At 36.2% G+C, this 25,248-nt stretch carries 20 protein-coding genes; 13 read left to right on the top strand and 7 right to left on the bottom strand.

Features of this window, described 5'->3' with window-relative positions:
- Window positions 1-219: 219 nt before the first annotated feature.
- The 4 genes from ACTJIP_RS03660 (at window position 220) to ACTJIP_RS03645 (ending at window position 4,475) form a co-directional block, all read left to right on the top strand.
- A complete protein-coding gene (locus ACTJIP_RS03660) occupies window positions 220-2,175 on the top strand; it encodes a metallophosphoesterase family protein (protein WP_440704129.1) in 1,956 nt (651 codons plus the stop codon).
- Window positions 2,176-2,209: 34 nt separating this feature from the next.
- Window positions 2,210-2,956 (top strand): hypothetical protein, encoded by a 747-nt coding sequence (locus tag ACTJIP_RS03655; RefSeq protein WP_428169200.1) that lies wholly within the window; start codon window positions 2,210-2,212, stop codon window positions 2,954-2,956.
- Between the two features lie 118 nt (window positions 2,957-3,074).
- A complete protein-coding gene (locus tag ACTJIP_RS03650) occupies window positions 3,075-4,181 on the top strand; it encodes an Mrp/NBP35 family ATP-binding protein (protein ID WP_077419283.1) in 1,107 nt (368 codons plus the stop codon).
- Window positions 4,182-4,226: 45 nt separating this feature from the next.
- Window positions 4,227-4,475, top strand: coding sequence for a NifU family protein (locus ACTJIP_RS03645; protein ID WP_002977212.1), 249 nt, complete (start codon window positions 4,227-4,229; stop codon window positions 4,473-4,475).
- A 100-nt stretch (window positions 4,476-4,575) separates the two neighbouring features.
- Here the strand turns inward: ACTJIP_RS03645 and ACTJIP_RS03640 are convergent, their stop codons facing one another.
- The 6 genes from ACTJIP_RS03640 to ppk1 all read right to left on the bottom strand — a co-directional run bounded on the left by ACTJIP_RS03640 (window position 4,576) and on the right by ppk1 (window position 12,415).
- Complete coding sequence (locus ACTJIP_RS03640; RefSeq protein ID WP_077419284.1) at window positions 4,576-4,968, bottom strand: DUF3060 domain-containing protein; 393 nt, start codon at window positions 4,966-4,968, stop codon at window positions 4,576-4,578.
- Between the two features lie 177 nt (window positions 4,969-5,145).
- On the bottom strand, window positions 5,146-8,184 hold the full coding sequence (locus ACTJIP_RS03635) for a choice-of-anchor I family protein (RefSeq protein WP_440704128.1): 3,039 nt from the start codon (window positions 8,182-8,184) through the stop codon (window positions 5,146-5,148).
- 140 nt (window positions 8,185-8,324) lie between these two features.
- The gene (locus tag ACTJIP_RS03630) at window positions 8,325-8,474 is read right to left on the bottom strand and encodes a hypothetical protein (RefSeq protein WP_156118480.1); all 150 of its coding nucleotides are present in this window, start codon (window positions 8,472-8,474) and stop codon (window positions 8,325-8,327) included.
- Complete coding sequence (locus tag ACTJIP_RS03625) at window positions 8,471-9,124, bottom strand: NAD-dependent epimerase/dehydratase family protein (protein ID WP_077419286.1); 654 nt, start codon at window positions 9,122-9,124, stop codon at window positions 8,471-8,473. The genes ACTJIP_RS03630 and ACTJIP_RS03625 overlap by 4 nt, the downstream gene beginning before the upstream one ends.
- A gap of 337 nt (window positions 9,125-9,461) precedes the next feature.
- Window positions 9,462-10,346: a Ppx/GppA phosphatase family protein gene (locus ACTJIP_RS03620; protein ID WP_077419287.1), complete on the bottom strand. Its 885-nt coding sequence runs from the start codon at window positions 10,344-10,346 to the stop codon at window positions 9,462-9,464.
- On the bottom strand, window positions 10,343-12,415 hold the full coding sequence (ppk1, locus tag ACTJIP_RS03615; RefSeq protein WP_077419288.1) for a polyphosphate kinase 1: 2,073 nt from the start codon (window positions 12,413-12,415) through the stop codon (window positions 10,343-10,345). Before ppk1 ends, ACTJIP_RS03620 begins: the two co-directional genes overlap by 4 nt.
- 242 nt (window positions 12,416-12,657) lie before the next feature.
- Between ppk1 and ACTJIP_RS03610 the strand changes: the two genes are divergently transcribed.
- The 4 genes from ACTJIP_RS03610 to ACTJIP_RS03595 all read left to right on the top strand — a co-directional run bounded on the left by ACTJIP_RS03610 (window position 12,658) and on the right by ACTJIP_RS03595 (window position 17,120).
- Entirely contained in the window at window positions 12,658-13,890 is a 1,233-nt protein-coding gene (locus tag ACTJIP_RS03610; RefSeq protein ID WP_440704127.1) for a zinc-dependent metalloprotease, read from the top strand.
- 152 nt (window positions 13,891-14,042) lie between these two features.
- A complete protein-coding gene (gene dnaK, locus ACTJIP_RS03605) occupies window positions 14,043-15,941 on the top strand; it encodes a molecular chaperone DnaK (protein WP_077419290.1) in 1,899 nt (632 codons plus the stop codon).
- A gap of 179 nt (window positions 15,942-16,120) precedes the next feature.
- Window positions 16,121-16,372 (top strand): erythromycin esterase family protein, encoded by a 252-nt coding sequence (locus tag ACTJIP_RS03600; RefSeq protein ID WP_440704126.1) that lies wholly within the window; start codon window positions 16,121-16,123, stop codon window positions 16,370-16,372.
- A gap of 97 nt (window positions 16,373-16,469) precedes the next feature.
- A complete protein-coding gene (locus tag ACTJIP_RS03595) occupies window positions 16,470-17,120 on the top strand; it encodes an erythromycin esterase family protein (protein WP_440704230.1) in 651 nt (216 codons plus the stop codon).
- Between the two features lie 163 nt (window positions 17,121-17,283).
- Here the strand turns inward: ACTJIP_RS03595 and ACTJIP_RS03590 are convergent, their stop codons facing one another.
- Entirely contained in the window at window positions 17,284-17,646 is a 363-nt protein-coding gene (locus ACTJIP_RS03590) for a winged helix-turn-helix transcriptional regulator (RefSeq protein WP_077419292.1), read from the bottom strand.
- Window positions 17,647-17,737: 91 nt separating this feature from the next.
- Between ACTJIP_RS03590 and ACTJIP_RS03585 the strand changes: the two genes are divergently transcribed.
- The 5 genes from ACTJIP_RS03585 to ACTJIP_RS03565 all read left to right on the top strand — a co-directional run bounded on the left by ACTJIP_RS03585 (window position 17,738) and on the right by ACTJIP_RS03565 (window position 25,169).
- Entirely contained in the window at window positions 17,738-18,181 is a 444-nt protein-coding gene (locus ACTJIP_RS03585) for a DUF3291 domain-containing protein (protein WP_426481909.1), read from the top strand.
- A 169-nt stretch (window positions 18,182-18,350) separates the two neighbouring features.
- Window positions 18,351-21,068, top strand: coding sequence for a TonB-dependent receptor plug domain-containing protein (locus tag ACTJIP_RS03580; protein WP_228408914.1), 2,718 nt, complete (start codon window positions 18,351-18,353; stop codon window positions 21,066-21,068).
- A gap of 20 nt (window positions 21,069-21,088) precedes the next feature.
- Entirely contained in the window at window positions 21,089-22,438 is a 1,350-nt protein-coding gene (locus ACTJIP_RS03575) for a DUF4876 domain-containing protein (protein WP_149386773.1), read from the top strand.
- A complete protein-coding gene (locus tag ACTJIP_RS03570; RefSeq protein ID WP_440704125.1) occupies window positions 22,428-24,020 on the top strand; it encodes a DUF6850 family outer membrane beta-barrel protein in 1,593 nt (530 codons plus the stop codon). Before ACTJIP_RS03575 ends, ACTJIP_RS03570 begins: the two co-directional genes overlap by 11 nt.
- Before the next feature lie 6 nt (window positions 24,021-24,026).
- Window positions 24,027-25,169, top strand: a complete 1,143-nt coding sequence (locus tag ACTJIP_RS03565) for a cytochrome-c peroxidase (protein ID WP_077419296.1) — start codon at window positions 24,027-24,029, stop codon at window positions 25,167-25,169.
- Window positions 25,170-25,248: the final 79 nt, after the last annotated feature.

The raw sequence follows: 25,248 nt of genomic DNA, 5'->3' as shown, positions 1-25,248 counted from the left end.
TTTTACAATGATAATGGTGTTAATAAATCTAATTATTTTATTTTAAATATCTATTCATAAATATTTTTATTAACGGATAAAATACCACAAAAGTGTTATATGATTCGAATTCCAAATTTCATACATTTGATGGTAAACTAATAATTCCCGGTTTGAAATACTCAAAAATTTTTTAAGTATAACAAAACTGGGGAAACGAAGACCAACTCAATACAAAATATGATGGAAACATTGTTTTTTTACCTTCTGCTGCTTGTTGCAGTTACGTTTCTGATATTTTACTTTAAAGACAGTCTATACGCTTCTAAAAAAGTGAAAATATTTAAAGATGTTGATGAGAAATACCCTTATTACTTTATTCCTCAAAAACCTGTCAAATGGTTTGATTTTACCGGGTTGATGAATAGTTTCAGAATGGTTTCTCTTTCTGCAGATATCCTTTCTATCATTGATAAAAGAGAAATGCAGACCGCTTTGGGAAAAGATACCGGAAGAGAACTGATAGAAAATAATTGTGATGAACCTGAAGATGAATTCTGGTTTGATTTCATTGCAGATACCGGCGATGGCTTTGATGCTACCACCTCTGTTTTTTACCATCTGACAAGAGACAGCTATATCTATTCTTTTAAAAATGAATTCAACAGAGATGTTGAGGATGAGGTTGAAATCAAACTGAAAAGGGGATCTGTTTTGGTAGTGGGAGGTGATCTGGTATATCCCGTAGGCTCTGAAATCAATTACAGAGACCGCTTCAAAGGACCTTTAAGACTTGTTGCTCCTGATACAAAAGAAGCAGGCCCGATACTCATTGCCACACCGGGAAATCATGACTGGTACGATGGTTTAAGTGCTTTTTTCAGGTTGATGTGCCAGAGAAGTAAAATCAGTGATTACAGAACCGTACAGAACCGAAGCTATTTCGCTTATTCACTAAGGGATAATGTTCACTTAATGGGTATTGACAATCAATTGCTCGGTGATATTGATATTCCTCAGATGACTTTTTTTACTGAATATGTTGAGAGAATATCAAAAGGAAATGATACAAACCACATTATCCTGCTCATTGCAGAACCTTACTGGTACAATTACCAGATAAAAGACAGACACAAGAGAAGACAGCGTATGGATAGCCTGGAATATATCATCAGAACGATGAAGGAAGCTGTCAGAAAGCTGGAAGCCAGTAATATAAAATCAGAAATTATTTTTGATGTAGTGCTTACAGGAGATATTCATCATTATTCACATTATAAATTAGATGAAAATGAGAAAGGCTATGATAAAGAGATCAAACATTATATTACTTCAGGAGGAGGAGGTGCTTTCGGACATGTTACCGATTTTTTAAAAGATACTATCACTCTTCCTATCCTGCAAAATACAACGACTACAGAACTTACCTATAAACTGAATGGCAGATATCCGTCTAAAGAAAAATCCGGTAAAAAAACATTCTGGAACCTTATTTTCTTTATCATTAACTATGAATTTACTGTATTGCTGTTTTTTCTCTCATTAATTGTTACCTATACCCATTGTTACTCAGATTCTATTTTGAAAGGGTTGATTTTATTTTTAATTCCTGTCATCTTTCATTTTACCATCACCAAAGTCACCAATACAGAATGTTCCGGGAAGGAAGAATGGACGAGCAGAATTTTACGGGGATTTTTGTTTATATTATCTTTTGCTGTTCAATGGTTTGTATTTATGAAGCTTCCGACTTATGGATTTGCTTTTTTAAAAGACAGTCATTTGTCTTTTATTCATATTAATGAAATAAAAAGTTTCTTTAAAATTCCGGCGGGCTGTGATTATTTTGTTTCTCAACTGATCATTTCCGCTCTTTTGCAATCCATACTTTTTGGATGGTATATTCTTTTCGGATATCATTTTTTTAAATTGTATGTAACCGAAATCTCATCAGGGAAAATAAATACAGGAAATAAAAACTTTCTGAAGTTTAAAATAACAGATAAAGAAATTGTCATCTATGTAGTTGCTATCAAAAAAACATACCAATGGATGAATTTATTAAAAAAGAAACAGGCTTCTCATTTACAAAAAGAGATGCTTACGGAGGATCCAAAGAAATTTATCAAAGACAATTTCAAACTGGATCCGGACAAAAATGTGAAAATTATTGATAAAATAACCATTTCATTATAACCTCAAAACAAACATAACCTCAAAAAACAAAGTCATGGAAACTCATTCTAAAAAACCTGCTCCAGATGATAATAACGGCGTTCTGATCTCCTATTACCAATTACGAATGTTTATCGGATTACTCGGATTTCTCCTTTCCTTTCTTCTTTTTATGACCACCTATTTTCTGAATGATGAACATCCGCTTAAAGTAAGTATAAGCCATTATTACTACAGTTTCGGGCATGTGATTTTTGTTGGAACATTATGTATTCTGGGTGGATTATTCGCTACCTACAGAGGAAAAGACAGATATGAAAACATGCTTTCAAATTTTGCCGGAGTAATGGCGGTATTGGTCGCTGTATTTCCAACAAAATTTAATGGATATGGAGGAAATATTTACATTACTATAGATAAAGCGAATTATAAGGACTGGTTCAGCTGGGTACATTATATCAGTGCTGGACTGCTTTTCGTGTCTTTTGCCGTTTTTTGTCTTTATTTTTTTCAAAAAAGTGATAAAGAACAGGATGGAGAGCCTATTTCCGAAGAAGAAGCACTCAAAAAAAGTCGTAGAAACCTGTATTACAAATGTTGCGGCTGGGGAATACTCATCAGTCTCGCCTGCATTGGGCTTATTGCTATTTTAGGAGATGACTCAGCTTCCGTGAATCAATTTCTAACGTATTCTACCCTTATTTTTGAAACCACCTCATTGTTTTTCTTCTCTACCTCCTGGCTGTTAAAATCCAGTGAATTCTGGAATAAAAATATTCCGTTAGTAACCTATTTCAGATAATAATTGCCGATATATAAAGGGCTGAAGGTCTGTGTTTACAAAAGAATTTATCTATGATTGTGTTTACTTATTCTAAATAGGTGAAAAATGCGTAAATTTGTAAACAATTTATATTTATATGTTGACGAAAGAAAAGGTTCAGGATTTCCTTAAAGAAATAGAAGTAGACGATTTGGTGAATAATCTTCAGATTATGGGTAATGATGTTTATATTGACATGACTGCTCATTCGCCTGCAATGCACGAAAAGAAAAAACTGGAGGCTGCAATGAAACAGGCTTTTGCCAGTGAGTTTGGAGAAGAGGTTCATTTAAAACTTAAAATCGTTTCTCCGGAACCTAGTGAAATTCAGCAAAGTCAGATCAAAGGAAAACAAATTCCGGGAATTCAAAATATTATCGCTATTGCCTCCGGTAAAGGAGGAGTAGGAAAATCTACAGTTTCTGCAAATATGGCAGTAACGTTGGCAAAAATGGGTTTCAAAGTAGGATTATTGGATGCTGATATCTATGGTCCTTCAGTTCCCACCATGTTTGATACAGAAGGTGCAAAACCAATTTCTGTAGAAGTAAATGGGAAGAATTTGATGAAACCTATTGAGAACTATGGAGTAAAAATGCTTTCTATCGGATATTTCTCAGGAGCTAATCAGGCGGTAGTGTGGAGAGGTCCTATGGCTTCAAAAGCATTAAACCAGATGATCAGAGATGCTGCATGGGGAGAACTGGATTTCTTATTAATAGACCTGCCTCCGGGAACAGGTGACATTCACTTGTCAATCATTCAGGAAGTACCGGTAACAGGAGCAGTGATCGTAAGTACACCTCAGCATGTTGCTTTGGCAGACGTAAGAAAAGGAATTGCTATGTTCCAGATGGAGAGTATCAATATTCCGGTGCTTGGATTAATCGAAAATATGGCGTATTTTACACCGGAAGAACTTCCTGACAACAAATATTATATCTTTGGAAACCAGGGAGCACAATATTTAGCTGAAGATCTTGGAATTCCTGTATTGGGAGAAATTCCGTTGATCCAAAGTATCAGAGAAGCTGGAGACGTAGGAAGACCTGCTGCTCTTCAGGAAGGATCTAAGATTGCTGATATCTACACAGAAACAGCCAGAAAAATGGTAGAAAGCCTTGTAGAAAGAAATAAAAGTCTTCCTCCTACTGAAGCAGTGAAGATTTCAACAATGGCAGGATGCTCACCAAAAGCAAAATAATAATACCTTTCAATACTTTGAAAGAACCAAATTGAACTGAAAAATATGGAAACAAACATAACGCACGAAGATACAGTAACAAGAGTAATGGAAGCTCTGGAAAGCATCAGACCGTTTTTGAATAAAGACGGAGGTGATATTGAGCTTATTGATGTGAAAGATAATCAGGTGTTTGTGAAGCTTTTGGGTAACTGTTCCGGATGTTCGTTGAATTTCTCAACGCTGAAATTAGGTGTTGAAAATACCATCAAACAACATGCGCCAGAAATCGAAAAGGTAATCAACGTAGAATAAATTATATCTGAGATATTTTTAAAAGACAGACCTCAATGGGGTCTGTCTTTTTTTGTTTGAATATATTCTTTACAGATTTTGAAATCTGTGAGAACTGTATTTACTGTTTTACTACTTTATTTCCCACTCCTGTAATAGAAACATCAGGTTTACCGGATTTTGTTCCGGAAGTTCGGTAGTAGATCATATTGTCACCACCCTCCATGGATATTTTGTCCACTTTATCAATGTATACTTTATTACCTGTTCCGGAAACCGTAATTTTTTTAGCACTTCCTTTGACTGTTAGTGTATTGTCACCACCTTCTACCTCAACAACTCCTCCGTTGAGAGTATAATTGAGATTATGACCTACACCTTCTACATGGACCACCTTATTACCTTCTGTTTTCTCTACACCTTTTGCGGATTCTATCTTTCTGGATTGTGAAAAAGCTGTTCCTGTTCCCAATAACAGAAAAGCAAGAATTCCTGCCGTTTTAATATTTTTCATTGTGAATTTGGTTTGTTAAAGGTAAATATAGAAATAAAATGATTTTTTCAGGCATTTCAAAAGTTAAATCATCTTAAATAATAAGTTTTATATTGAGTTGACTTCAAATTTATCAACAACAAAAAAGCTCCGGAAAATCCGAAGCTTTAAAATAGAATGGTATACTGTAATTTATGTTTACTTTACAATGACTCTTTTTATTTGTCCTTCTGAAGTTTTTACAAGATAAACACCAGTAGAAAGATTGGATGTGCTTATGGTTAAAGCATTCTTTTCCTTTCCGATCAGCTTTCCGGACATATCATACAGTTCGTAATCCTGTTTTCTGTTGAAATAAAGTGTATTTCCTTTGTTAACAGGATTTGGGAATACGTTGAAGGTTGCCTGTTCAGCTTTTGTTTCACCGGTTCCCAAAGTAGGCGGCATTGCCACTTCATACATGGATAAAGTTCCGCTGATCTCGTTGGCAATAATTACATAGCCTTTATTGGTTGTAGTATTTTCAGGAGCGATGTAGATGATCCCTTCAGGGCCATTGTCACCTCCGTAAGCTGAAGTAGAACGAGAATGTTTATAATCGGTAAAAGTAGGGCTGTTAGGATCTGTGATATTATATACCATAACGCCTCCGGTTCTTTCTAATGTGATAAAAGCATATGTCTGTCCGTTGATGTTTCCTAATGCTACGCCTTCCGGTTCAGGGCCTTTTGCACGGCTTCTGTTTTTGGCACCGTTGGATTCATTATCGGCATTGAAAATTAACGGCTGATAAGCTGCAATATATCTTTCAAACTGATCTTCGCTGTCGTACACGATCTGTTTGGTATCCGCATTGAAAATAGAGAATGAGCGTGCTCCTAAAGCTGCCATTTCTTCAAATTCTGCATCTCCGTCTGTATTTCCTGTGGCAGATGAAACCCTGAATCTTCCAAGATTATAAGAAGCCTTTAAAATATTTGAATTCGGGAAAAGTACTGGATCTAAAATATAACCGTTTGCACCTACAGTGGTTCTTTCGCTGTAGCCTGAAAGGTCTTTTTCATCTCCTTCATTGGCTGTTACAATATAATGAGTACTTCCTACCTTATAATTCTGTACTGCATCCGGAACATAATAAGCTTTTACAGGCCAGTTGGCAATTAAAACCTCTCCATTATTGTCCGAAGCATCAAAACCATTACCCGGAAGGCTCATGTCTTTTTTACCCAATCCCCAGATTCCCGTGATGGTTTTGGTTACCAGGTTAATTTCAGCGACAGCATTATTTTCCTGAAGTGTTACCCATGCTTTCTGGCTATCTGAACTGATGGTAACATATTCAGGTTCCAGATCCTGAGAAAGCGTATTATTTGTTCTTACTTTTCTTAACCCGGTAGCTGTTAAAGCTGCTACCTGAGAATCAAAACTATTGAAATTGAGCGTTGTCACATTACTTTGCGTAAGATTTCCGATACCTCCGGAAATATCAATGATGCTGATCGTTCCTTCGGGATCTACCGTATAGGCATCATTAGGTTCCCCTTCGTTGGCGGTCACTACTTTTGTTCCGTCGGGAGAGAAGGTGATCATATCCGGTAAAGCTCCTACACTTACCTGTTTCAGGAAATTTCCGTTAATATCAAAGAATACTACAGAACCATTTTGCTGCGGATCGGTATTCGGAGAAGCAGCGGCGATGATTCCGTTTTTTACTGCAATACTTGTGATTCCGCCATAGGAAGCCATATTGACTGTTTTTACGACCGATGGAGTGGCAGGCGTACTGAAATCAATAATATCAAAAACATCTGTAATGGAGCTGATCGTGAATAAACGTTGAGTTGATGCATCATGAACCACAATTTCCGTGGAGCTGTTATTATTTCCTGAAGGATCAAAACTTCCCAGATAATTCAGTTGGATCTGATGGGATGGAACCGGTGCCGGCTTATCATTGTCTACAATATAAACAGTTGCAGTATTGTCTCCTGAAATAGTTGCTCCGGTAGGATTTTCGAGGCTTACAACAAAATATTCGGCCTGCTGTTCTGCCACTGTGTCATCAGTAATCGGAATGTTGACTGTATAACTTGTTGTAGATGGAGTGATGTTAATAGTTTGGTTGGCTAAAGTAAAATCATTAGCATCAGCCGTACTGAATGGTGCCGGTTTTACCACAAGATTTACTGTAGCCGTTGAAGGATTGGTGATATTGATTTTAAATGCAAGGTTTCCTGCATTTTCATTGACCTTAATGAAGTTTTTTTCCAAAGAAATTATTGTTCCGGCTGTAGTGAAAGTGCTGGATGTAACAGCTGTAACTCCATTATCACTAAAGTCTTCTACCATATTGGGTTTAAGGGCAAGATAATAAGTTTGTCCCGGTACCAGTCCCGAAGTTGGGATTACAGTAATCGTATTGTTGCTGAAAGTCGTTGTAAATGGAATTAGCGCCCCTGCTGCATTCCCAAGACGAAGCTCTATAAGGTTTTGAGCGTTAGAATTATTGATCGCAGAATTATCTGTTAATCTTATATTTTCATTAAAAGATAAGGTAGGATTTACAGTAGTCGAAGCGTTATTGGTATTATTGGCAGGAAGATAAGTAACAGTTGGTGGAGTGGTGTCCGCACCTCCGGCAGGAGTGGCATCTACCGTAAAGTTATCAAAACGGTTGTTACCTCCTGTTCCGCCTCCTGTTGCTGAGAATTCAACTTTTAATTTAAAGTTGGGATTGTTATTGGCTCCCTGAATGGCAGAAAAATCAATAGTAATGAGCTGAGGATTGGCATCCTGAGGATTCACAGTCTGAAACTGCACAAAATTAGTTCCGTCTGTTGAATAAGACCATGTCTGAGTACCGGCTCCCTGTCCGGATCTTCTGGTGGTAAATTTAACAATGACGCTGTTATATCCGGTGGTAGGCAGATTAAACTGTAATCCTCCTCCAATTGGATTATTGAACCTTAAATGAGTTCCGGATGCATCTCCATTTCTGGCATTTAAATTTTCATCACTAAAATTCTGCCCGGTACCACCAGCAAAATCTATTACACTTGTACCTCCTGCTATAGCCGTAAGAGAGCCATTCACCAGGGTAGAAGCAGGTGTAGTGACTGTGGCAGCAGAAGTATTGTTGTTAAAATTCCAGTAATGAATCAGTGTCTGTCCGAAAAGACCGCTCTGAAAAAAGAATGCGGCAATCACAGACCCTTTTAATAGGTAGTTGTTGATCATTTTTACTTTAATTAGATAAATGCAAAAATGAACTTTATGTTTCGCAACTATTTTAATGGAATCTTAAGAAATGTTTAAAAAATAGGTTTGTTTCCGATAAATGATAGAATGTTGTTCAAATGAGGACTTGTAGGATGTATTTATTTTCCTGATTTTCCGGAAAAATTTAAAATTGTTCCGGACTTATTTCCTTCTAATGGATGTTTCTGCATATAAAAATATCCTGAAACAGCAGTCACAAGCAAGAGTACAAAAATAACCAGAATAATTCTTCTTAACATGTCTCTCATATCGCTAAATTTTTAATATCTCTAATTTCTAAAGTAGATGTAGGGTATCCTTTTTGTGTCACATTGATCATTGCTCTACCCACTTCGTGTAAAGTTAATGATTTTGATTGAAAAAAAACAGGAAAAATCCAAATAAAAGGTTTAAAAAACCATTTTACATTCAATTGACCGTCAACAGGTTTCATAAATCCGGGGCGAAAATTATAAGCCCCTTTGAAATTCATTTTTTTTAAATCATTTTCGGTTTTGCCCTTTACCCGTGCCCACATCATTTTCCCGCTCTCTGTGCTGTCTGTACTTGCACCTGAAACATAGTTAAAAACTATATCCGGATTTTGGTTCAAAACAGCTTTTGCAAAGTGAAGGGTTGTATCGTAAGTGATTCTGGTATAATCTTCTTCATTCATACCTACACTGCTGATTCCGGCACAGAAAAAACAGGCATCATAGCCTTTTAGTTTTTCATCATGGATGTCTATGGATAAAAAATCCGGGACAAGGTATTCTTTCAGTTTGGGGTGTGATTTTCCAGAAGGTTTTCTGCTTATGCTGAGGATTTCAGAAACATTGGGGTTCTCAAGACATTCCATTAAAATGCCTTCACCTACCATCCCTGTTGCTCCTGTAAGAATTATTTTGATTGGATTCATTGTTTTGCTATTGATAATGATATGACGAATGGGGATAGGGTTTTACTTTAAAATTTGGAAAAGTTTTTTACTAAAAGTAAAAAGTAAAAAGTAAAAAGTAAAAAGTAAAAAGTAAAAAGTAAAAAGTAACTTTTATTAAAATTCAATAGAGGTGGTTTTAATCCACCTGACAATAAATGATTTATCATTGGCTTTAGCCAAAACTTAATAGCATGGGAGAACATAGAGATTGCTTCGTCGCGTTGTTCCTCGCAATGACAGTACTGTGAAAAGCTGAAAACAGTTTCAAAAAAATAAAACCAGCTCAATGGCTGGCTTATAATATTGTTATTTGTTGTTACTTTTTGTGCTGTAACTGAGTGTAAATGTTGTGGATCAATCCGTCTGCCACAGATATTTTAGGGACAAAAATCCTGTTGATATCAGACCATAACATCACATTATTGAAGATGCTCAGGGCATGTACCAATACATCGGCACGATCTTCTCTAAGGTTGTAATTGGTCATTCTTTCTTCCACAGACAGCTCATTGAATTCTTTATGGACCTTTTTCAGGTGTGATAAAGACATGGGTTTCCCGTCTTTGGTTTTGCTCATGGAGAACACTTTGTTGATGTTTCCTCCTGATCCAATCGCTACAATTGGTTTCTTGCTGACAATATTTTCCTTGATCTCGTCCTTCATCTCTTTCCAGTTGTCCATCGTAACCAGGTTGTTGAGAAGACGGATGGTTCCGATATTGAACGATTTCTCGTAAACCATTTTACCGTTTTCGTAGAAGGTAAGTTCCGTAGAACCTCCGCCAACGTCGATGTATAAGTAAGCGAATTCTTTATCAAGACCTTCTGCAACATGATTTTCATAAACCAGGGTAGCTTCTTCATCACCGGAAATAATTTCGATGTTGATTCCAGATGCTTCTTTTACGAGTTCAATAATTTCGTTGCCATTGGAAGCGTCACGCATGGCACTGGTAGCACAGGCTCTGTAATGATCCACTTTATATATTTTCATCAGGTCACTGAAGATTTTCATGGAGTCAATGACCATTTTTTCTCTTTCGGGACCTATTTTTCCGATGGTGAAAACATCCATTCCCAGTCTCAGGGGAATTCTGAGAAGGTTGAGTTTGATGAATTCAGGTTTTCTGTTATTAATCTTAACTTCATTGATTAGAAGGCGGGCTGCATTACTCCCTATGTCTATCGCTGCTATCTTCATTTTTTGCTTGTTTTAGCTTTTAAATATTTATAGGTTTCTATTTGTGAACGGCATTCTTTTTTATCATTTCTTATGTATTCATTGCTGAGTTTCTTATCCAGAATTCTGGCTTTTACATTATCCCTAAGCTGAATATCAAGAATATCTTTTAATTCTTTCTTAAGGTTCTTGTCAGTGATTTTAGCGGCGGCTTCAATCCTGTAATCCAGGTTTCTGGTCATCCAGTCAGCGGAAGAAATGTACATGTCTTCTGTTCCTTTATTGTAGAAATACATTACTCTGGCATGCTCCAGGTATTCATCTACAATACTAATCGCTTTTATTTTTTCTTTAAACTCTTTCTGGTTTACGGCACAATAGATTCCTCTTACGATGAGTCTGATTACCACACCAGCTTTGGCGGCATCATATAGCTTTTCTATCAGTAGCCTGTCGCTCATAGAATTTACCTTGATGATGATCTCTGTTTTTCGGCCTGCTTTGGCTTCTTCTATTTCTTTATCAATATGGTGAACAATCTTTTCACGCATAAATTGAGGGCAAACTAATAAATTTTTACAAGTTTTCAAAATCGGAATAAAATCATCCTTCGGTTTTTTCAGAACATTGAACACTTTATTGATATCTGCCATGATACCGCGATCGGCTGTAAGGAGCAGATGATCACCATATATTCTTGCTGTTTTTTCGTTGAAATTCCCGGTACTTACAAATCCATATTGGATGGTTTTATTATGCGCTCTCTTTTTGATAACACACAGTTTAGCATGTACTTTTTTGTTGGGAATTCCCACAAGAACTGTAATCCCCTCCGGTTCCAGCATATCTTTCCATTTCAGATTGGATTCTTCATCAAACCTTGCCTGAAGTTCAAGCATTACGGTCACTTCTTTACCATTTCTGGCAGCATAGATGAGCGCATTGATGATTTTTGAGCTGCTTGCCATACGGTAGGCAGTGATCTGTATAGATTTTACATCCGGATCCATTGCTGCTTCACGGAGAAGATCAATTACCGGATTATATTTGTGATAAGGGAAAGTAAGAAGCACATCTTCTTTTAAAATAACATCTGTTACTCTCTCACCATGTTCAAATGCCTGATGAGTAAAAGAGCTTCTTTCCACAGGTCTTTCATACTTTTCAAAAACATCTGGGAAATCCATGAAATGCTTGAAATTATGAATTTTTCCTCCCGGAATGATACTGTCTTTTTTCGTTAAATTCAGCTTTCTGATAAGGAGTTCCAGCAGCGCTTTATCCATATCTTTATCAAACACGAAACGGGTAGGCTTTCCTTTTCTTCTGTTTTTGAGTCCTTTTTCTATTTTCTCTGCGAAATTGGTTCTGATGTCATTGTCCAGATCAAGTTCAGCATCTTTTGTTACTTTAAAAGCATTAGCAGAAAACTCATCATATCCGAAATAAGAGAAAATATGCGGAAGGTTGAAAGTGATGACATCCTCCAGCAGCATTACGTTTTTCTCTTCCGGATCTTCTGTTGGAAGCAATACGAATCTTCCTACAAAACGGGAAGGAATCTCAATAATGGCATAATTGCTGGAATATTGCCAGTCTTTTTTTCTCATCGCAACCCCCAGATAAAGACTTTTATCTCTCAAATAGGGCATTGGCGTATTTTCATGAAGAAGAATAGGAATTACATTAGATTCTACTACTTCATCAAAATATTGTCTGACAAATTCTTTTTGTCCTGCTGTCAGGTTTTTGGCATTTTTAATGAAAACTTTATGATCAGCCATTTCAGTCTGGATATTTTTCCAGCTTTTATCAAAATTCAGCTGCTGTCTCATCACGATTTCATTGATTCTCTGAAGGATTTTGGAGGGAGGTTGGTAGAAAGATTCAGCAATCACTTTTTCCTTAAAATCCATGGCACGTTTTAATCCGGCAACACGTACTCTGAAAAATTCATCTAAATTGTTGGAGAAAATTCCGAGAAAACGTATTCTTAAATGTAAGGGAACTTTTTCATCCATGGCCTCCTGTAAAACTCTTTCATTAAAGGCAAGCCATGTAATATCTCGTGGATTAAAGTGTAATGACATTCTAAATGTGTATATTTTATCAAAAATAATAATTCGTAAAGATTCTGTCTCTATTTCTTAGGTTAAACTTTGATTAATTTTTAAAGGTTGGTGAATTAAATTGTTTTGCTGATAACAAGCATATTGGTAATCAATTGGTTTAAGCAAATTTAGAGTTACAGTGATTTTACTGTAAATTACTCATTTATTCCATAGTCTTGTTGGAAGAATGGTTATATTTGCCGACTATTTATACTATTTATATGAAAAAAATTTTACTATTGACAGCCGGCTTTCTGATGGCTAATGTATTTGGACAGAGAGAATGTGCTACTGATTTGAAAATGAAGGAGTTTTATACAAGAAACCCTCAGGCTCTGGCAAAAAAAGAAGATTTACGAAATTATTTAACCAGTAAAAATGCTAATACAATGGCTAAAAATGGACAGACTGTTGTTACTATTCCCGTAGTAGTACATGTTCTTTATGGAAGTGCTGCCCAGAATATTTCTGATGCTCAGATTGCATCACAGATTGCAATTCTGAATAATGATTTCAGAAAGTTGAATCCTAACTTTAGTTCTGTCGTTCCTGATGCATTCAAGCCTTATGCAGCCGATATGGAACTGACATTTTGTATGGCAACAAAAACTCCTACAGGTGCTTCCACTACAGGAATAGAAAGAAAATCTGTAGCTGCAAATTTTGATTTTGCAAACCAATATTATTTAGCTTCGGGACTTACAGCCTGGGATCCAACTAAATATTTGAACATATGGGTAGGGAATATGCCAAATCCTTACTTAGGTTGGGCTTATCTGCCTGACGCTGCTGGTTTTCCGGAAGACGGACTTGCTATTGGTTACAAATATTTCGGAACCACAGGAGCTGCTCAGTATCCTTATAATGGAGGCCGAACTGCTACGCATGAAATAGGACATTATTTCGGATTGCTTCACCCTTGGGGAGAAGATGGCAGTCTTTGTAATACACCGGATAATGATGATGGGTGTGCTGATACCCCTGCTATTAATGATGCTCATTACGGTGGTAATGTTTTTCCAGATAATGGATTCATGTGTAATCCGACTGCAAACGGAGCTATGTTCATGAATTTTATGGATTATGTGACAGATACAGAAATGGCATTCTTTACCAATGATCAGAAAACAATCAAGACCAATACGATGGCAGGGCCAAGAGCAAGTCTTTTGAATTCTAACGCATGTGCATTTTTATCAGTAAATGATGTACAAAAGGTAAATTCTATCAAGCTTTTCCCTAATCCTACTACACAGTATATTTCTATTGCTTCTCCTTTAGCACCTATTAATGAAGTGGAAATTTTCAATGCAGAAGGAAGACTGGTGAAAAAAGCATTTATTAAAAATGAAACAGATAAAATTGATGTGAAAGATTTTGCCAGTGGTGTTTATTATGTAAGAACTTATAATGGCAAAGACTTCGTAAAATCAATGAAGTTTATCAAAAAATAATGAAAATATTTCCATATTAAATCATACAAAGCCTCGATTTTATCGGGGTTTTTATTTTATTGTGTCATTTTGTCATAATTCTTTGAATGGTACAGATATTGAGAAATTGAGAGTGTAAATTAATTTAAAAATAGAAAAAAATATAAAATATTATGAGTAAAATAATTGGAATTGACTTAGGAACGACCAACTCTTGTGTTGCTGTAATGGAGGGTAAAGACCCTGTTGTTATTCCTAACGCAGAAGGTAAAAGAACTACTCCTTCTATTGTAGCTTTTACAGAAGACGGAGAGAGAAAAGTAGGTGATCCTGCAAAAAGACAGGCTGTAACGAATCCAACAAAAACTGTTTACTCTATCAAAAGATTTATCGGAACGCACTTTAAAGATGATGCTTCTGAAGTTTCAAGAGTACCTTATAAAGTGGTTGCAGGACCAAATGATACTGTAAAAGTAAAAATCGACGATAGAGAATATACACCACAGGAAATTTCTGCAATGACGCTTCAAAAAATGAAGAAAACTGCTGAAGATTATCTTGGACAGGAAGTAACAAGAGCGGTAATCACTGTTCCTGCATACTTCAATGATGCACAGAGACAAGCTACTAAAGAAGCTGGTGAAATCGCTGGTCTTAAAGTAGAAAGAATTATCAACGAACCTACAGCTGCAGCGTTAGCTTACGGTCTTGATAAAAACCATAAAGATCAGAAAATCGCAGTATATGACCTAGGTGGTGGTACTTTTGATATCTCTATCCTTGATTTAGGAGATGGTGTATTCGAAGTATTATCTACAAATGGTGATACGCACTTAGGAGGTGATGACTTTGATGATGTGATCATCAACTGGATGGCTGATGAGTTCAAAGCTGAAGAAGGTGTAGAATTGAAATCTGATGCAATCGCATTACAAAGATTGAAAGAAGCTGCTGAAAAAGCTAAAATTGAATTATCTTCTTCTCCTCAGACTGAAATCAACTTACCATATATCACGGCTACTGCTACAGGTCCTAAGCACTTAGTGAAGTCTTTAACAAAAGCTAAATTCGAGCAATTATCTGCAGATCTTGTAAGAAGATCTATGGAGCCTGTTGCTAAAGCATTAAAAGATGCTGGTTTATCAACTTCAGATATTGACGAAGTAATCTTGGTAGGTGGTTCTACAAGAATCCCGATCATCCAGGAAGAAGTAGAAAAATTCTTCGGTAAAAAACCATCTAAAGGAGTGAACCCGGATGAGGTTGTAGCAATTGGTGCAGCAATCCAGGGAGGTGTATTAACAGGTGATGTAAAAGACGTATTACTACTTGACGTTACTCCACTTTCTTTAGGTATTGAAACAATGGGTTCTGTATTCACTAAATTAATTGAGGCGAACACTACGATCCCAACTAAAAAATCTGAAGTATTCTCTACAGCTTCTGACAACCAGCCGGCTGTAAGCATCAGAGTAGGGCAGGGAGAAAGATCAATGTTCAACGATAACAAAGAAATCGGTAGATTCGATCTTCAGGATATTCCACCAGCACCAAGAGGAGTTCCTCAAATTGAAGTAACTTTCGATATTGATGCTAACGGTATCCTAAGTGTATCTGCTAAAGATAAAGGAACTGGTAAAGAGCAGTCTATCAAAATCCAGGCTTCTTCAGGTCTTTCTGACGAAGAAATCGAAAGAATGAAGAAAGAAGCTCAGGAAAACTCTGCAGCAGATGCTAAGAGAAAAGAAGAAGTTGAAATCTTCAACAAAGCTGACGGATTGATCTTCCAGACTGAAAAGCAATTGAAAGAGTTCGGTGAAAAGCTTTCTGCTGACAAAAAAGCAGCTATCGAAACAGCTCACACAGAATTAAAAACAGCTTTCGAAGCTAAAAGTGTTGATGATGTAAAAGCTAAAACTGAAGCATTAGATGCAGCATGGATGGCAGCTTCTGAAGAATTATATGCAGCTGGTCAACAGCCTGGTGCTGATGCAGGTGCCGGAGCTCAGAATGCTGGCGGAAACGCTGGAGCTGAAGATGTACAGGATGCAGACTTCGAAGAAGTAAAATAATTAATTGATTCATAACAATTAATAACATATAAAAAAACCCCATAAACATTTGTTTATGGGGTTTTTACTTCCAAAAGGTTTCTTACAACAAAAAACTGCCTTTTAACCAAGAACTCAGAGGCAATGCAGAAATAGTAGGATTAGGAGAATCTACTCACGGTTCGAGTGAAGTGTATCAAATGAAATATAGAATAAGTGAATATTTGATCGCTCATAAAAATTTCAATGTCTTTTCGCTCGAAGCCAATATGTCTGAAAGTTTTTTAATGAATCACTATATTCAGGAAGGAAAAGGAAACCCAAAAGATATTCTAAAGGGAATGTATTTTTGGCTGTGGCAAACCGAAGAAACTTTAACTTTTGTTGAATGGTTGAAAAAATACAATGAAAATCATAGTTCAAAAGTTTTTTTTGATGGTTTCGATATGTAATACGCTAAAGGGGCGATAGCTCAAATAAGAAAAACATATCAGGAAAATCAGCTGCCCGAGCAAGAGATTGATGACATGGAAATCGCTTTAAAGGAAAATAACAGAGGCTTTAGAACGTATTCTAAAAAAGGTCAAAAAAATTATATCTGAGTATCTGTTTTTAATAAAAGAAAAAAGTATATCAATAAAAAATCCGGAAGAAAAATCGCGCTTCCTACAAAATGTAGATATTATTAGACAATATATCCAACACAGTTTTATTAGAAGAGACCAATTTATGGCAGAGAATGTTAAATGGTTAAAGGAAAACTATTTGAATTCTAAAGTAATTGTCTCCGCTCATAATTATCACATTGCAAAATTAAATTCAGAAAGAATGGGGTATTGGATGAATGAAATGCATGATAACGATTTTGTGAATTTTGGATTTGCCTTTTATGAAGGTACTTATTCTGCCAGTATTAATGGGAAGCTTGGTACCTATAATTCAGAAAAAGCCGGTCCCGGAACATTAGAATATAAGCTTAACTCGCTCGACATTCCAATTTTTATTTTGGATCTGAAAGGAATCAAGAAGGATGGCAACAAACTTGGTAATTGGATATTAAAAGATATTCTATTCCGCAAAACAGGATCAGGTACAGATAAAAGTGAATTTACAAAAACCAATGTTGCTAGCTCTTTTGATTATTTGATATTCATAAATAAGTCAACAAACTCAAAACTTTTAAATGGTAACCCCAAATAAGCACAGCAAATTGAGTACTCTATTTATTAATGGATGGGTAATATTAATTTATATAGTTATCTATAAACACTAACATCTAATTATAAATCAAACCCGCAGTAAATTTATTTACTGCGGGTTTTTATTTTTTGTAGACTGATATATAAATTTAATGTATAAACTTTTAAAGCACCTTTTTACTTTCTAAAATAGTTTTGCCCCAATTATTAATATGATCCAATAAAGGAATAAATGATAATCCTAAATCTGACAAACTATATACAACTTTTACGGGAGGCTTTGTTCCAAATACTGTTCGTGTTATTAATTGATCTCTTTCTAATTGTCTCAGCTGAATACTTAAGGTTGTTTCTGTAATAAAAGAAAGCTCTTTTTTTAGTTCACCAAACCTTTTATCACCGTTCTTTAGGTGGCAGAGAATAACTCCTTTCCATCTTCCTCCAATGAGATCCATGACAAAGCTTACTGCACAGGGATAAGATTTTTGGTCCACATTGATGTATGAGGTCTCACATTCTTTTTTCATTTTTTTATAGTATCTATATTGATAGTTATTTTATGCTAATAGTACAGGATCTATTTTTACACAATATAACGAGAATTAAAGAAATAAAAAAATGTACCAATTAGCACAAATTAATGTTGCCCGAATGAAAGGAGTTAACATAGAAGATCCAGTAATGAATGAGTTTGTAAGTCATTTTGATTCAGTTAATCAACTAGCAGAAGAAAGTGATGGGTTCATATGGAGGCTAAAAGATGAGGATAACAATGCGGCAAGCTTTAATCCATTTAATGATGAACAAATTATTATCAATCTATCTGTATGGAGAAATATAGAAACATTGGAATACTATACCTATAAAACATTTCATGTTGACTTTCTGAAAAGAAGAAAAGAATGGTTTCAAAAATATGGAAAAGCCTTTTATGCTCTGTGGTGGATTAAAGATAGCGAATATCCAGACATAACAGAAGCTGTGAAGCGGCTAGAGTATTTGCAGGAAAACGGTCCATCATCCTATGCATTTAACTTTCAGTCCGTTTTTAAAAAGCCATAGCCAGATGTAATATCGTGTGTATTTAAGTTGTATTATTGTTTTATTCTTCATTCAGGGAATTGTTTGTATATATTGTTTGGTTTTAAGAAAAAATAACTTTAATTAATTTTAAAACTTACTTTTTATTTAGAATAATTATAATTAATTTTGCGCTCTAAATATTTTAAGGGTGAAATTATCGTTATTAGCAGGTGCTGTTTTTCTAACAGCAGGCGGATTCTTGTCTGCTCAGAAAGTTGAATTTTCTCATAATGGACAAATCAAAACGGGAGAACTTGTCAGTGGTGGTTTGAAAGAATGTAAAGAATTGCATAAGAACGGTAATTCTATGGTTCTCAAAGGAAAATGCCAGATTACTTTCCTAAATGATAATAATAGAGAAGAAACCATTATAATCAAAGAGGGGGAGGAACTAAAGTTGCAAATTCTATCACCTAAAAGCTCATCTCGTGAAAGATCAGAAATCAGAATCGAAGGAGTGCAGCTTACTGCAAGAAAAAAACAATTTTCTGAAATAGCAATTCAACAGGAAGCACTTCAAAACCTGCAGTCATTTTCTATCGGAGATGTATTACAGCAATTACCTGGTCAATATGTACAGCAGTTTGACAATACCCAATTTAAAAATATTGTTTTCAGAACCGCAAGCGGACCTTCAGTAACAGGTTCCGGAAATGTTCCTGGAGGTGATGATTTCGGGAACAGGGCGTTTGGGGTACAGTTGATGGTCAATGATATTGTCTTATCTAATAACGAAAATATGCAGAGCTATGACTCTGCCAACAGCGGCCCTTTTGGAATAAGCTTTAATACCTCTACCAAAGGAGGAAACCTAATGCCAAGCCAGCCGAATTATGGGGTTGATTTAAGAGAAATTCCTACAGAAAATATCGAAAGTATTGAAGTTGTACAAGGAGTACCGGATGCCAAATATGGAGATTTGACTTCCGGATTGATCAAAGTTACTACAACGGCAAAAGCATCACCATTACGATTGGATGCATCGCTGAGAGAAGGAACTTATCAGGTTGGCCTTACCAAAGGGTTTAAAATTAATCAGAATAATGCCCTGAACGCTTCTGTTGATTATATGAATTCTCTTTCAGATCCCAGAACCAGCCTTGTAGGATATGACAGAACAAATGTCAATTTTCTTTGGTCAAGTAATAAAAATGGATTTAGAAATAAGCTGTCTGCTTCATTTTCTACCAATAGCAGCAAAGGAAAAAGAGACCCTGATGATGTTGACGGAATGATTATCAATGTCGAAAATAAAAGCTTTTCATTAGGAAATAATATCAGTTATTTTTTCGCACAGAATGGTAAAAAAACATTCTTTAAATCAATCAATGTCGATATGGGATTAAGCTATGCAACTCAGCTTACAGAACGCAGATACTGGCTGAACCAAGGCGCTCGTCCTTATGGAAACTCTACAACAGATGGAGTTTATTATGCACCTTATACACCGCCAAGTTATGAGAATCAGGCATTTTCGGATGGGAAACCTCTTAATATTTACACCAATTTTAGCATTAACGGAATAAAACTAACTTCTTCAAAATGGGCTCATAATTACAGTATGGGAGCTAATTTCCGTTATGGAGATAACTTTGGAAAAGGAAGGTACGGAACAGCAGGACAGTTCACAACGATAAATGCAGCCGGGCAGGGTTCCAATGGGATGAGAGATTTTAATTACAGAGACAATGTATTTTCCAGTAAACAGTATGCATTGTATATTCAGGATAATATTACCAAAGTCTTTGCTAATAAACACATTTTTAAAACAAATCTGGGTCTTCGCTATGATTTGCAGAATTCATATTCTACCTATTCGCCAAGAGTAAACACTTCTTATCAGATGGGGAAACTTTCTGTGAGAGGAGGGTTTGGATTAACATCTAAAGCACCTTCACTTAATCAGATCTACACAGCACCAAGATATTTTGACTTCCTTCTTGGGGATTATCGTCTGCCTGGATATTATTCAGCAGCTATTATGCAAACGGTCGTAACACCAGGAGATAATGCGAGTCTTAAACCTTCAAAGAGCTGGAAAACTGAAATAGGAGTAGATTACAGGTTTCCTTTTGGGATTGTTAACCTTACAGCATATTACAATAAGCTGGTAGATGGTTTTACTACCATGAGTGTTCATAAAATAATGGATAAAGCCAAAGTTGATGTCAATATATCAGGAACAAATGTGCCTACTTTTGAAATTGTAGGAACTGAAAAATTTAATTACCTCCAGAACAGAATTATTAACGGATATCAGTCTTCAGATAAAGGATTGGAACTGATGGCCAGCTTCAAAAAAATAGAAGCTCTTAATCTTGTGATTGGTTTTAATGCCAGTTATGTGGAGACTTCCGGGCAGAAAGACGACGGACTTTACAAAATCAGTGCACCGGAGATCATGGATAAGGATTACCAATATGGGATTTATAATGATATCAAAAATAAAAGATCCATGGCCAGAGCAAGTTTCAGTTTTGATTATCACCTTGCTTCATCAGGGTTAATTATTGGCTTGAGAACAGATCATTTTCTTTCAGACAGATCTTTGACAGGAATGAATGACATTTATCCGATAGGGTATATAAAACATGACGGAGAAATGCAGATGATTCCTGAAAATGAGCGTACCAATCCAAAATACCAGGGATTATTCCTGAAACCTTCTGACGAAAAACTTTCAGGGTTATATAACAAAACACTTCATAATGTTCATTTAAGGGTTACAAAAGATTTCTTAAGTGGTTTCAGATTGTCAATATACGTAAGTAATGTTTTCAATTTAAAAGCATACGACGAAAGAGGGGCTGTTTACGGAAACTTTACGTCTACTTCATTTGGAGGAAATATTTCATACAGATTTTAATAACGCTAAAAATAAAAATAATGAAACGATTAATACTATTGTTAGTAATTCCCGTTCTTGCCCTTGTTGGATGCAACAGAGATGATGACTTTGGAGGAAATAACGAGATTAAGCCTGTTCCGTTTACTGTAAATATTAAATATGATGCTTCCAAATACCCTTCCGTAGCAGACAAAGGAGTAGCGAATGTAACTGTTATCCTGAAAAATACAGCCACAGAAGATCAGATTATCGGAAAAACAGATGCCAACGGAGAACTGAAATTAGATGCCGTTCTGCCGGGAAGTTACAGTATTCAGGCTGAATTACAGCTGAAGCAGAGTGAATATGAACAGCAAATAGGAGAGGAAACAAGCTATGAAATTGTTCACTTCGGAGGTTTTGATGAAAAAGTAACCATCAATGCCAATACTTCTTCAAAACTGATCAGAATCACCAGTGGAAACCTTGGAGATCTTGTAATCAAACAATATTATTATGCAGGTTCGGATAATAAATTAGGAGCCAATTTCAGAGATCAGTTTATTGAGGTTCACAACAACTCGGATCAGACTATTTATGCTGACGGATTATACCTGGTATTTCTGGAAGGAAATGTGAACAGTAATGTGACCACCTATACTTTATCCAATGGGCAGTATGACTGGAGCAAAACTGCCGGGGGAGGTGCTGCAGCCAATACGGATTATGTTTATTCTAATATACTTATCAAAATACCGGGCAACGGTAGCCAGTACCCAATTTTGCCTGGGAAAAGTATTATTGTAGCTCAAACGGCCATTAATCATAAGATGCCTTTTGATGATATTAACGGTACAGGAATACCAATACAGGAGCCTGACAAAACTGTTGATCTGAGCCATGCCGACTTTGAAACTTATATGGGAGATTATAATATAAGTATTGGTAAAAAGCCCTTCGCATGGGATATCCAGAATATTATGGTGCCGGATATGCAGGTTGCTTACTGGAGTATTGCCTCTAATGATTTAATCCTGAATGTAAATTCTATGCTGGGATTAGGAATTCTGAGAGCAACGGATGCAGAAGTGGCAAGCTGGCAAAAAGTTGCAGCTCCTAAAGCTCCTACCGGAACCCTGTTTTTACAAATTCCTAAAAACTATATCATAGACGGAATAGATATTACGGATAAAGAGCAGAAAGTACCTAAAGATTTCCCTGCAGATATAGATGCTTCAAGAACTTTCATTGTCAACTCTCTGGGGCAGGCTGAAGGTACTTTTACAGGATTTTCTGTAATCCGTAAAACGAAGGAAATTGTCAATGGACGTATGGTATTGCAGGATACAAATAATTCTGCCAATGATTTTGTAACGATTAAAGCAAACCCTAGAGGATATGCACAATAATAGAAATAAGACGATTAAAGTCTTTCAATACAGTATGTTGGGATTGGTTGCTTTAGGCAGCCAGTTCTTCCATGCTCAGACTACTCATTTAGATAGTATTAACATCAGTTCGGTAGAAAAGGATATCAGAATAAATGATCCGTATATTTCATTTTTCCAGCCTTTGGATTTTTCACGGACAACCTTTCAGTATTCTTCTGTAAAACAAAATTTTAAAAGAGTACAGACAGCAGGAGAAACAGGAAGTTTTACTTTTAAGTCTGAAGGAGTTTATAAACTGAATGATAAAATTGCATTATCAGGAAGACTTAAAGCAGACAAAACAACTGAAGAAGATGTTCCCTATATTCTAAGCGATGAGAGAACTACAAATTCTTCTTTTATTTATAATCCTTCATATTATTGGGTTCCCCGTTCGGCAAGATGGCAGAAACAAAGCTATTTTATCAGCGGACAGTTTGCCTATAATCCAGTAAAACCTGTAATCCTGCAGTTGGGAGGAGAAGGGTTGTATGCCAAATCTTACCGTCAGAATGCAGATCCAAGACCGAAGGTAGATGATTACAAATACAAAGCCTTTGCAAAATTGGGTTTAAAGTGGAAACAGCATGCCATTTTCGGGAAACTGAGCTACGTACATCATTACAAGGGAAATGATATCATGTTTGTGAATATGAAAGGAAATGTACCTGCCAATGACAGCATTTATATCCGTTATAATGAAGGTTATGGTAATCAGTACATCGGGAATACCGAGTATAAAACTTCTGAATATAAAATGGGAGGCTATATCTGGGGTGGAGAATATGCTTTTAATAATGGAAGTACCCATTTCTCTGCCGGATATGATTATAAAAATCTGATTGAACGCTTTTACAGGGTCTTCGAATATCAGGACGCAGTCTTTAACTGGCATAAAGACTATACAAAATATTCCGGACTAAAAACAGATCTGCATAGTTTCTACCTTAATTTTTTAGGGAACTATAATGGTAAAAAATGGGCTTCCATGGTGACCTATCAGGATCAGCTGGATACCAATTATAATTATCCTCTGGAATACAGATCGTACCGCCTGGAGCAGAAGAATCTTTTCTGGCAGAATAGTGTGATTTGGTTTAACCATAAAAATGAAGCATTTAAGATTCTTTTTGATGCAGCATATGGGAAAAATCATGTGAAAGATGCATCGGTCGTAATGGACAGAAAACTTTCTTTTTTCAATTACCGTCTGGGTGCAGAAAAAGAATTTGCTTTAAAACCTTCACATAAAATAATGGTTGGTCTTTCGCAAAACCTGTATATTCCATTGGAAAAAGAATTCAATTATCAGCCTTATCAGAGCACAAAAGAGAATATCTTTGCAATGAAAATTGCTCAGCCGGATTTTGCTTATGACGCAACTCCAAAAATTGGTCTTAATTTTAACGCAAGTTATATCTTTGATCAAAACAAAATCAGATATGAGCTGTACGGAAGTTTTTCTCAGACCTGGCTGATGAACAGTACGTATAAAAATCAAGTGGACTACAATGGCAGAGCTAATCATGTTGCCTTGGTAGGGTTGAATGTTTATTATTAAAAATAAATGAAAGACAGATATATCGCTTTTTTGGCCGTTGCCGGAATAGTATGTTTATTAAGTTATACCTCAAATGATCCTACAGGATATACTGTAGAAGAGCTTCGTACTTTATACAGCAGCGGGGATCAGAGCAAATGGCCGGCTCCTCACTTATTTGATGAAGCAAAAGACGGGTTTCAGGATATCGGACCTTTGTCTAAGATGAAATTTCCTGAAGATAATCCCTATTCCGAAGATAAAATGGAATTGGGAAAAATGTTATTCTTTGATCCGAGATTGTCCAAAAGCGGACAGATTTCCTGCGCCAACTGCCATAATCCTGAAATAGGATGGTCAGACGGGAGCAGAGTTTCCTTTGGTCATGACAGACAGACGGGAACAAGAAATGCACCTACTTTAGTGAATATCGGATATGCCAAAACATTCTTCTGGGATGGCCGTTCAGCAACGTTGGAAGAGCAGGTGAAAGCTCCTATCGAAAATCCGGTGGAAATGAATCTTCACATGTCAATGGCCACAAAAAATATCAAGAAGATTAAAGATTATAAGCCTTTCTTTATAAAAGCTTTCGGAAATGGAGAAGTGACAGAAGAGAAAATTGCAAAAGCCGTTGCAACGTTTGAGCGTTCTCTGATCAGTCCGCCATCAAAGTTTGATAAATTCGTTTCCGGGAAAAAAGATGCGTTAACGGACTCTGAAATCAATGGGCTTCATTTATTCCGAACCAAAGCGAATTGTATCAACTGCCACAACACTCCTTATTTTTCTGACCAGAAGTTTCATAACCTCGGACTCACCTATTACGGAAGGAAATACGAAGACTTGGGAAGATATATCGTTACTAAAAAAAATGAAGATGTAGGGAAATTCAAAACCCCTACACTGAGAGAGGTTTCTGAGAACAAACCTTACATGCACAACGGGCTTTTCCCTGAGCTGGCTAACATTGTCATGATGTACAACGCAGGAATGGGAAGAGAAACTCCAAAAGAAGATCAGATCAATGACTCGAAATTTCCCCATAAATCAGGAATGGTGGAAAAATTGAATCTTACGGACGACGAAGTTTTTGATATCGTAGCATTTTTAAAAACGTTAAATAGTTACAAATACAAAATGCGTCCCCCTGAATTGCCTAAATCATAATCACTATAGTAAAAACTCTTCCACCCAGGAAGAGTTTTTTTATGTAGAGGGATATTAATCATTTCATTTTTGAAAGGAT

Origin of the sequence: Chryseobacterium sp. 22543, from assembly GCF_052044565.1 — a bacterium.
Taxonomy (GTDB): Bacteria; Bacteroidota; Bacteroidia; order Flavobacteriales; family Weeksellaceae; genus Chryseobacterium.
Note: the sequence above shows the minus strand (reverse complement) of the source record. Positions and strands in the feature narration are given on the sequence as shown.